Annotated in this window: 7 protein-coding genes; 4 read left to right on the forward strand and 3 right to left on the reverse strand. The window is 63.9% G+C overall.

Features of this window, described 5'->3' with window-relative positions:
- Positions 1–118: 118 nt before the first annotated feature.
- Both J0I64_RS08045 and J0I64_RS08050 read right to left on the reverse strand, forming a co-directional pair.
- The gene (locus J0I64_RS08045; protein WP_291407076.1) at positions 119–2,038 is read right to left on the reverse strand and encodes a hypothetical protein; all 1,920 of its coding nucleotides are present in this window, start codon (positions 2,036–2,038) and stop codon (positions 119–121) included.
- Positions 2,038–2,298, reverse strand: coding sequence for a hypothetical protein (locus tag J0I64_RS08050; RefSeq protein ID WP_291407077.1), 261 nt, complete (start codon positions 2,296–2,298; stop codon positions 2,038–2,040). The genes J0I64_RS08045 and J0I64_RS08050 overlap by 1 nt, the downstream gene beginning before the upstream one ends.
- A 148-nt stretch (positions 2,299–2,446) precedes the next feature.
- On the opposite strand from J0I64_RS08050, the gene J0I64_RS08055 reads away from it, so the two are divergent.
- Positions 2,447–3,466, forward strand: coding sequence for an NAD-dependent epimerase/dehydratase family protein (locus J0I64_RS08055; RefSeq protein ID WP_291407078.1), 1,020 nt, complete (start codon positions 2,447–2,449; stop codon positions 3,464–3,466).
- Here J0I64_RS08055 and J0I64_RS08060 read toward each other — a convergent pair.
- A complete protein-coding gene (locus J0I64_RS08060; RefSeq protein WP_291407079.1) occupies positions 3,463–5,175 on the reverse strand; it encodes a tyrosine-protein kinase domain-containing protein in 1,713 nt (570 codons plus the stop codon). The two genes, J0I64_RS08055 and J0I64_RS08060, sit on opposite strands and share 4 nt — an antisense overlap.
- 153 nt (positions 5,176–5,328) lie before the next feature.
- Between J0I64_RS08060 and J0I64_RS08065 the strand changes: the two genes are divergently transcribed.
- The 3 genes from J0I64_RS08065 to J0I64_RS08075 all read left to right on the forward strand — a co-directional run bounded on the left by J0I64_RS08065 (position 5,329) and on the right by J0I64_RS08075 (position 7,616).
- Positions 5,329–6,126, forward strand: coding sequence for a sugar transferase (locus tag J0I64_RS08065; RefSeq protein WP_291407080.1), 798 nt, complete (start codon positions 5,329–5,331; stop codon positions 6,124–6,126).
- Between the two features lie 84 nt (positions 6,127–6,210).
- The gene (locus J0I64_RS08070; protein WP_291407081.1) at positions 6,211–7,296 is read left to right on the forward strand and encodes an AbrB family transcriptional regulator; all 1,086 of its coding nucleotides are present in this window, start codon (positions 6,211–6,213) and stop codon (positions 7,294–7,296) included.
- Positions 7,297–7,310: 14 nt separating this feature from the next.
- On the forward strand, positions 7,311–7,616 hold the full coding sequence (locus J0I64_RS08075) for a hypothetical protein (protein ID WP_291407082.1): 306 nt from the start codon (positions 7,311–7,313) through the stop codon (positions 7,614–7,616).
- Positions 7,617–7,722: the final 106 nt, after the last annotated feature.

The following is a 7,722-nucleotide window of genomic DNA, read 5'->3' on the forward strand; positions in this document are numbered from 1 at the left end:
CCTGGCGTGACGCTGGGGACCGGGGCCGTGCTGGGTGCGGGCGGCGTTGCCTTTGCAGATATTCCCGACTGGACGATCCATGTCGGCAATCCCGCCCGCTATCTGCGCCGTCGCGGTCTTACCAACCCATTGCCAGGTGCGCCCCATGAAACGCCTGCGCCACCAGGGCATAGCCGGCATCGTTGAGGTGCAGATGGTCCGAGCGCAGCGAGCGCGGCACAAAACCCGCAGCCACATCGCTCGCATCGTCAGCGCCGCTGGCCGCTGAGCGCAACACGGCCATGAGGTTGACGAAACGCCCGCCATAGGCGGTTTCCAATTGGCCATTGAGCACGCCCAATTGCGTCATTGAGGCGCCGCTATCGGCCGTGCTCGGCAATATCGCGCCCACGAGATAGCGCGTATGCCCGAGCGAGGCGACAGCGGAAGCGATGTCGGCCAGCACCGAATATCCGGCCTGCGCACCATTGCGTCCCATCCAGAGCCAGGCGGTATGGCCGCGCAGATATTTTCCCCAGGCAGGCACGAAGCGCGCATTGGCCGGCACGGACAGCGCGGCACCTGCAGTCTTCCTCACAAAACTCCAATTGCCCGAGGCGTCGCTGGACATGGTCCCTTCGACGCCCGCCAGCCAGCCCCTGAGACTGCCGGCATAGCCACCGGAGCCGGCGATGGCATTGACCGACTTGTCGCTGATCGCCACCGCGCCCGACGCCGGCAGGAGCCCGCCCGACACCGTGACGAGAATTGGTACGGCATTCATGCGCGCCGCGATCTGGGTGGAGGTTTGCCCGCCCACGCCCTGCCGCACCACGACGCGACGCGGCGAAAACAGCCCCTGTGCCACCGCAGGGTAAGTCGCATTGCCGGTGCTGCCGCCGGTGGCGCCGGCTCCCGCGGTCAGGCTATCGCCCCATGCGGCAATGCCCGTTCCGGCCACGAAAGCGGCAAACTGCTCCTCGCCCATCGAGGTCGAAAAGAGCCGCAAACGCTCGACGCTGCCAGTCCAGAGGCCGGAAACGCTCGAACGGCTGCGTCCAACACGCAGGGCGGCCAGGCCCGGAAACGTTCCGGAAAGCGCCTGCTGCACCGGTTGGCCGACCAGAGCGGCGCGATAGTCACCCTCCCGCGCCGAAAACCCCACCGCAAAGCGCGTACCCGCCGCGACGACGCCGAGGTCGAGATTGACCTGTTCCACCTGTGCGCCGGTGACACCCGAAGAGACCACGAAGCGCAGATGCTGGCTCGCATCCCAGATAAGGCGGATGAAATTGCGCTCGAACCAGTTGCCGTTGAAATCGGCGGCGTCGTCGGCCTGAAAGACGACCCCACCTGCCCCGCCGCTGGCCGGCGTCGTCGCTTCGATGAGGCCGCAGAGCACGCCAACGGGATAGCCAGCGCAAGGCATGGCCTCGCGCAGAGATAGAGTGTCGACCCAATAGGTGCCCGTCGATGGATTGGTTAGATTGCGCACCGCGATCGAGGCTGTCGAGGCGTTGAAGCCGCCGCAATAGAGCACTGCCTGGGCTGGCGATGTATTGGTGAGGTTGGCGGTCTGCGCATAATTCGCCGTGCCACCGCCGCCAGCGCCAAAGCCGAGCGTCACGTTGGTGGCGGTTTCGCGCCAAACCTCCCCGGTCAGCCGGTAGGCGCGGCCAGTGCTCTGGATCAGCCCGGCAATGGTGCGATAGGCGCCCGAACCATTGCCGCCGCCGGCGGTGACGCGCATGGCTCCCGAGACGACAGCGAGCGTGCTGCCGACAATGTTCCAGTCGCTGGTGCTGCCGGCGGCAAATGTGCCGTCGGTCAGCAATTCCGGCGCGCTCTCGGCCACATAGGGGCCGATGACCAGTTGACCGCTGGCGGGAACGCTGGCGCCCACCGCCTGGCGGAATTGGCTATCATTGGCCAGCACCCGCCCGGCGAAGCGGTAGCGGCCGCGGGCAAAATCGGCATCGAGCCAGGCACCGTCGGCATCGACCGCCGTGGCGCCCGGCGAAAGACTAAGCCCGATCGCGGGCATCATATTGGGTGCCATCAGTAGAGCCCGACAAGCGCGCCGGCAGTGGTGCCGGTGAGCACGCGGCGCACGCGCACGGGGAGAATGGCGCCGCCCGGCACGCCTTCAAAGGTGACGATGCCGCCCCACAGCATCTCGGCCTGGATCGAGCCACCCGCCCCGACATGAATGGCGCGCGTCGGCTGGTCGAAAATGGTGGCATCACTGGGGGTAATGGCAAAAGCGCCGGCGGCAGGTGCCGCCACATCGATACTGTGCGAAGAGAATATATCGGCCATGATCGGCTCCGCTGAAAGAGATGCCACAAGTCTAGTGGCGGCCTTTCGGGGCGAGGAGAAATCGGCCGGCGCGGCGCGCGGGCATGGCCAACTAACGGCATTTTCAGGAATAATGCGCTAACCGGTGGCAAAGATGCGCGGGGATAGAATGAAGATCTTCATAACCGGCTCGGCCGGATTCATCGGCTACCACCTCGCCCGGCGCCTGCTTGCAGACGGCCATTCCGTGCATGGCTATGACGGCATGACCTCCTACTACGACGTCTCGCTCAAAAGGGCGCGGCTGGCACTGCTGACGCCCTCCGCAGCCTTTTCCTTCACCGAAGCCTTGCTTGAAGACCGCGCCGCCCTCGAAGCAGCGATCAGAGGCTTTGCACCCGATGTGGTCGTTCACCTCGCGGCCCAGGCCGGGGTGCGCTACAGCATCGAGGCGCCGCAGACCTATATCGACTCCAACCTGACCGGCACTTTTAACCTGCTCGAAGTGCTGCGCCACACGGGGACGCAGCACCTGCTGATGGCGTCCACGTCCTCGGTCTATGGCGGCAACGAGCACTCGCCCTTTGACGAAGTCGACCGGACCGATTTCCCCATTTCGCTCTATGCGGCGACCAAGAAGGCCGGCGAGGCAATGAGCCACGCCTATGCGCATCTCTTTGAGGTGCCGACGACCTGCTTCCGGTTCTTCACCGTTTATGGCCCCTGGGGGCGGCCCGACATGGCGCTGTTCAAGTTCGTCTCGGCGATTGCCGCGGGCGAGCCCATCGACATCTATGGCGAAGGTCAGATGCAACGGGACTTCACCTATGTCGACGATCTCGTCGACGCCCTGGTACGTCTCATCGCCGTGCCGCCGGAGCGAGGCAAGCCGGTCGCGGTGACAGGCGGCGCGGATTCGCTGTCGCCGGTCGCGCCCTGGCGCAGTGTCAATATCGGCGGCGGCCACCCCATGGGCCTGCTGCCCTTCGTCGAAACCGTCGAGAAGGCGCTGGGCAAACAAGCGCTGAGAAACATGCTGCCCATGCAGCAGGGCGACGTGAAGGACACCCACGCTTCCCCGGCTTTGCTGCAGGCGCTTACCGGCTTTGCTCCGCAAACCAGCGTCGAAGCGGGCGTGGCCGCTTTCGTCGACTGGTATTTTGACTATTATGGACAGCCAGGCGCCTAACGCGAGGAATAGCCAGGCTCATAGCGCGGCGACCGCCATCGGATTGCCTCGGGCTGCAAGGACAGTACCGGCACCAGCGGCAATGGCGTGGGATGGGCCTGCCTTATCGTCGCCAGCGCCTCACGCAAGTGTGTGCGCTCGGTCTTCCCCCAACTTGCCACCATGACGACCGCATCGGCATGGGGCAGGAGATAGGCCGCCTCCGCCGACCAGTGCAGCGACGGCATGTCGACAATCGTGATGTCATAGCTGGCGCGCAGGCTGCGCAGCACGCCGGCAAAGGTCGGCCCGCCAAACAACGCTTCGGCCGGGGCTTCGCTGCGATCGGAGTTGACGAGCACCGAGAGTCGCGAAAGCGGATCCCGCCGGACCAATCCCGCTACCCGGCCAATATCCAGCTGCCCCGCGAGCACCTGTTCGAAGCCACCCGACAGTGGCACATCGACATGACGGCGAAGTGCTGCCGCGCGCACATCGGCATCGAGCAGCAATACCCCCCGCCCTGCCGCGTCAAAGGCGCGGGCAAGACCCAGCGCCGTGGTCGTCTTGCCTTCCCCATCGCCCGGAGACAGGACGAAAATGACCTGCCCGGCCCCGGCCGTCAGGTGACGCTGCAGATTGAGCTGCAGGGTACGCATGCCCTCCGAAAAGGGCGAAAGCGGCGCGGTGATCACTTGGTCGGCATGGCTTGTGCCATCGAAGCGCAGCATGCTCACCCGTGGCATGCCGACCGCGGCCGGCACACCTACCGCCTCGGCAAGCTCGGCGGTGCTGCGCACGCCGCTGGCAAGGCCATCGAGGGTAAAAGCAGCTGCCAGGGCAGCCACGAAGCCGAAGAGACCAACAATCGCCATCGTGGTGCGGACGTCTGGAAAACTGGCCTCGACGGGTATCGTTGCAGGCGCCACCAGTCTGGCATCGGCCATCTGCAATCCCGCCAGTTCGTCGAGTTCCTGCGCCCGCTGGAGCAGACGGGTATGCTGATAGCGCGCAATGTCGAGGTTTTGCTGCGCGGCCGGTACGTCGGCGCCTTCCACCTGCTCGAGAGCGGTGAGAACCTCGGTCAGTCTCTTTACCCTGAGATCTGCGCCCAAAACCTGCCCTTCGATCAGAGTTCGGGCCCTGTAGATGCTCTCGGTCTTTGCGGCGACGCTGAGCGCAATCTGCGCCTCCCCGACCGCATTGGCCACCCTCGCGGCAAGTTTTGGTTGAGTGGCACGGGCGCTGATAGCGATCACCGGTGTCAGGCCGCGCCGGTTGATCGAGACGGCATTGCGCATTTGCGTCAACGCGTGTGAACGCTCCTCCTCGTCCGTTTTCATGGCCTCCGGCACGATCCGGAAAAAGCCAAGGAAGCCGGGTTGCAGGTCAAGGCCTGAAGGAAGATCGGCCGGAGTTATGGGGCCCGCAATATCGAGGGCGCGGATCAGCACGGGGTCCGAGCGCATGATCTCGACCACGCCGTCGACCGTGGCGTTGCTGGGAGGGTCGGCCGCCTGCTTGCCCCCGTCCAGCATGTGATCGAGGGCCGGCTCGACGATGAGCAGTGCCGTCGCTGAGTAGACGGGGCGCAGCGCGCTCGTGACGGCGTAGGCGCTCAGGAGCGCAATAGCGAAAACGGAAATGATCAGCCAACCGTGGCGTACCACCACACCAATGAAGGCCTCGGCCTCGGCGCGCGGAATGATCAGACAAACCTCCTGCTGCACACGGCGAGATAAAATTCCTTTTGCGTCAGCCTTGCAATCGATTTTCAGTGGGCCGGCAGTGCAGCGCGAATTTTCTGCGCTGGACAGGGCACGTCTGCCATGTCCATTATGGTTAATACCTTGTTAATTGGACATGTCTTTCGGACAGCGGCAATGAACAGGACTTCCAATCCATTTGGTCGTGCTGAGTTTACGAGCACACCCAAAGTCGAAAGCCACCCCGGTTCACATCGCGACTATTCGAGGGCCGGCCTCATACCGTACCAGCTCCTCCGCCAACAGACGGGGCTGCCGGTTCATTGGCGAAATGGGCGGTTAGTTCGACCCCGCGATGACAAAGGCCGCCGCAGTGCGCTCTTCGTCAAGCGCGGCATCGACATCGCCGGAGCGTTGATTGGGCTCCTCTTGCTTTCGCCTCTGTTCCTCGCCATCGCCTTGCAGATCAAGCTTGCCGACAAGGGACCGATATTCTTTCGGCAGAAGCGGATCGGACAGAACGGAAGGCTCTTCGAGCTGCTCAAATTCCGCTCGATGCATGCCGATCGTTGTGATGCCGCCGGCCTCGCCCAGGTGACGGCCAATGACAATCGCATCACCCGTATCGGTGCTTTCATTCGTCGCACCAGCATCGACGAACTGCCCCAACTGCTCAACGTCTTGCGCGGCGACATGGCCCTGGTCGGCCCACGACCGCACGTTTCCGGTATGCTCGCCGCTGGCACGGACTATCAAAGCCTAGTGCCAAACTACGCCTTTCGCCACGAAATGCGTCCGGGCCTGACCGGCTGGGCCCAGTGCAACGGCCTTCGGGGCCCGACCACCGACCGGGTCATGGCGATGAACCGCATTGGCCACGACTTCGCTTACGTGCAGAATTTTTCGCTATGGCTCGATCTTCGCATTATCGGCCGAACCATTGCAGGCGAACTCCTGCGCGCTGCCGCCCTCTGATGTGATAGCGCGCTGACTGGCCAAGGGTGACAAAGCCACGCCAACCCTATAGGCGAAGGGGGCTCCGTTCTACAGTAGCCCGCTATGTCCCCGCCCCAGCTCAGCAATATTCTCGCCCTCGCCCTGACATTGGTCATCTCCGCGCTCGGCGGCGGATTGGCGCATCTGGCTGGCCTGCCTGCCGGTTGGCTCATGGGCAGCGCCCTGGCGGTAACCATCGGCGCCATGGCGGGCCTGCCGATGGTGCTGCCCGATGGGCTGCGCAATCTGGTTTTCGTCCTTATCGGCATGTCCATGGGGGCAAGTGTTGCGCCGGACTCGCTTGCTCTTCTGGCCAGTTGGCCGATCAGCCTGGCCGCACTCGCCATCGAGCTCGTGATCATCGTGGCGACGACCGGCTGGATGTTGACTCGTCTCTTCGGCCTCGACCCGGGCACAGCCTATCTCAGTTCGTTTCCCGGCCACCTGTCCTTTGTCATGGGCATTGCCGCGACGGGTGTCGGCAATGCCCGCCAGATCGTCATCATTCAGGTCATCCGTATCCTGATGCTGACCATTGCCGTCCCGATCGGGGCTACTTTCCTGCCCATCGATCATTTCGACGTGGTCGCGGCAACCTCCTTCCTCTCCCCGCTGCAGTTGGCCGTGCTGGCGCTGGGCTGTGTCGCCATGGGCTGCGTCTTCAATCTTTTGCGGGTACCGGCGGGCATGGTGCTTGGGGCAATGGCCGCTGCCACTGCCGCCAAGCTTGGCGGCCTTTACACCGAAGCCATGCCGGTCCCGCTCGTGGTCATCACCTTCGTTCTGACCGGTGCCATGATCGGCTCGCGTTTTTCCGGCATAACCCGCGCCGAATTCGTTGCCGCGGCCAAGGGTGGCCTCATCGCCACCGCCATGACAGTTGGCATCGTGACCGTCATGGCCCTCGGGGTAGCGCAACTCGTGGACATGCCTTTTGGCCAGATTTGGCTGGGTCTGTCGCCCGGCGCACTCGAGGGCATGGGAGCGCTCGGCATCGCCCTTGGTTATGATACTGCCTTCATTGCGGCTCACCACGTCATCCGCCTGCTGATGCTCAGTTTTGCCATCCCGGCCGTGGTGATGATAATTCGTTTGCAAGAGCGCCGCGCGGCGCAGCACCGCCACAATTTGGGTTCAGAGAAACCATAACTATGGAGAGTGTCATGATCCGCCGACTTGTTCCTGCTTTGGCTTTCACGGTCCTGCTGACCGGCACCGGCGCCACCTTCGCCGCCCCCTTCTGCGATGGCTCCACCGAAGGCTTTTCGTTCGGCTTTTCAGTTGGCGGCCGAATTACCGAGGATGATCGCAACACGTTCGATCTGATGCACCTGCGCCAGATGGGCGTTGACGCTACCCGCGTCGAGCGCTGGAACGGCTGCATCCGCGCCTTCGTCCGCAAGCCGGGCGGCGGCGAAGAAATGCAATTCTTCGAGCCAGGCAGCTATCGCCCAGTCTATTCGCGGTAAGGTAAAGTCGGCCTCTCGATCGTCACCCCTCGGTGACGATCGAGAGGCTGTCTCCTAACGCTCGACCAACCTGGCCAACTGCGCCGCCACCGTGCCCCATCCTTCG

This window comes from Devosia sp. (assembly GCF_017307565.1).
Taxonomy (GTDB): Bacteria; Pseudomonadota; Alphaproteobacteria; order Rhizobiales; family Devosiaceae; genus Devosia.